This window comes from Pseudomonas sp. CM25, from assembly GCF_013179705.1.
GTDB lineage: Bacteria > Pseudomonadota > Gammaproteobacteria > Pseudomonadales > Pseudomonadaceae > Aquipseudomonas.
On the sequence record NZ_JABMCW010000546.1, the window covers coordinates 1 to 2,408 of the forward strand.

Sequence of the window (2,408 nt, forward strand, 5' to 3'; positions counted from 1 at the left end):
CACCACTTCCAGGCGTACTCGATTTCGTCCTTGCGCACAAACAGGTTCTGGTTGCCGCGCATCACTTCGAGCAGCAGCCGCTCGTAGGCATCCGGAATCCTTGTACTGCGCCAGGTGTCGGAAAAATTCAGCTGCAACGGGCCGCTGCGCAGTTGCATGCCCTTGTCCAGGCCCTGCTCCTTGGTCATCACCCGTAAAGAAATGCCTTCGTCCGGTTGCAGGCGGATGATCAGCTTGTTACCGATTTGCAAACGCTGTTCCGGGGCGAAGATGTAGTGCGGTGTTTCCTTGAAATGGATGACAATCTGCGACAGCTTCTGCGGCATGCGCTTGCCGGTGCGCAGGTAGAACGGCACGCCGGACCAGCGCCAGTTGCGAATGTCTGCGCGCAGCGCGACGAAGGTTTCGGTGTCGCTCTGGGCGTTGGCGTTGTCTTCTTCAAGGTAGCCAGGTACCGGCTTGCCTTCGCTGTAGCCGGCAATGTACTGGCCACGCACCACACGCGTGCTCAGCCCATCGCCGGTGATTGGCGCCAGGGCCTTGAGCACTTTTACCTTCTCGTCGCGAATGGCATCGGCAGACAGTTCGCTGGGCGGGTCCATGGCGATCAGGCACAGCAGCTGCAACAGGTGATTCTGGATCATGTCACGCAGCTGGCCGGCCTTGTCGAAGTAGCCCCAGCGGCCCTCGATGCCGACTTTTTCGGCAACCGTGATCTCCACATGGGAGATGGAATTCTGGTTCCACTGGGTTTCGAACAGGCTGTTGGCAAAGCGCAGGGCAATCAGGTTCTGCACCGTTTCCTTGCCCAGGTAATGGTCGATACGGTACACCCGGTTTTCGGGGAAGAACCGCGCCACGGCATCGTTGACCCGGCGCGACGATTCCAGGTCGTGGCCGATCGGTTTTTCCAGCACCACCCGGGTGCGTTGGGCCAGCCCGGCCTTGTCGAGGTTTTCGCAGATGGCCCCGTACACCGCCGCGGCAGTGGCGAAATAGGCGATCAGCGGTAGTTCGCCTGGCAGTTGCCCGGCCAGCGCCTGGTAACCCTCGGGTTGCAGAAAATCCAGGTGCTGGTAGCCCAGGCGACCCAGAAAGCGGCCCAGCGCAGCAGGCTCGATATCCGCCTCGGGCACATGCCGGCGCAAGTGTGCTTCGATAGTGTTCAGGTGGTCCTGCGCACTGCCTGCCTCGCGGGCCAGCGCCAGCAGGCGGGTATCAGCGTGCAGCAGGTTGGCACGGTCGAGTTGGTAGAGCGCAGGAAACAGCTTGCGCAATGCCAGGTCGCCCAAGGCGCCAAACAGGGCAAAGGTGCAAGGTTCGACACTGATCGCAGCCATGATGTTGGTTCTTTCCTAAAGTTGTACTAGGAATACCGCTTTCACATACGGTTTTCAAGGGTAAATGTAGTAAAAACCACAACATTACCCACAAGTGTTACAGACAAGTGGTACGTCAACCGTACCGACAGTACGATAGACGACCCTGCAAAAAGCCTGCTGCTCCCACAGCCGGCTGCCTTCCCGACCCAAGGACACACCCATGGACCGCGTGCGAAACCTCCTGGAACAGATCCAGGGACGCCTGGACGAGCTGAACAAGGCCGAACGCAAAGTCGCCGAAGTCATCCTGCTCAACCCGCAACAAGCTACCCGTTTCAGCATCGCTGCGCTGGCTCAGGCGGCCAAGGTCAGCGAACCGACCGTCAACCGCTTCTGCCGGTCGTTCGGCGTCAGCGGCTACCCGGAACTCAAGCTGCAGCTGGCACAGAGCCTGGCCAGCGGCGCCGCCTACGTCAGCCGCGCAGTAGAGGCCGACGACGACCCGGCAGCCTATACCCAGAAGATCTTCGCCAGTGCCATCGCCTCGCTCGACAGCGCCTGCCAGCAGCTCGACCCGCAGCAGGTCAGCCGTGCCGTGGACATGATGATCCAGGCCCGGCAGATCCACTTCTTCGGCCTCGGCGCCTCGGCACCGGTCGCCCTGGACGCGCAGCACAAGTTCTTCCGCTTCAACCTGGCGGTGTCGGCCCACGCCGACGTGCTGATGCAGCGCATGCTGGCCTCGGTGGCCCACACCGGTGACCTGTTCGTGATCATTTCCTACACCGGGCGCACCCGGGAACTGGTCGAAGTGGCCCGCCTGGCCCGCGAAAACGGCGCCTCGGTGCTGGGCCTGACCGCCGCCGGCTCGCCGCTGGCCAACGCTTGCAGCCTGAGCCTGCATATTCCGCTACCTGAAGACACCGACATCTACATGCCGATGACCTCGAGGATCATCCAGCTGACCGTGCTCGATGTGCTGGCCACCGGCATGACCTTGCGCCGCGGTGTGGATTTCCAGCCGCACCTGCGCAAGATCAAGGAAAGCCTCAACGCCAGCCGCTACCCGATCGAGGACGACGAACT

General features: G+C 61.7%; 2 protein-coding genes. One reads left to right on the top strand and one right to left on the bottom strand.

The window, feature by feature from the left end; translation table 11 throughout:
* Window positions 1–1,340 (bottom strand): glucose-6-phosphate dehydrogenase (gene zwf / locus HP546_RS29215; protein WP_172233043.1); only part of this gene is annotated, 1,340 nt, incomplete at its 3' end.
* Between the two features lie 211 nt (window positions 1,341–1,551).
* Between zwf and hexR the strand changes: the two genes are divergently transcribed.
* The coding region (gene hexR / locus HP546_RS29220) for a DNA-binding transcriptional regulator HexR (RefSeq protein WP_172233046.1) at window positions 1,552–2,408 on the top strand (857 nt) is incomplete at its 3' end.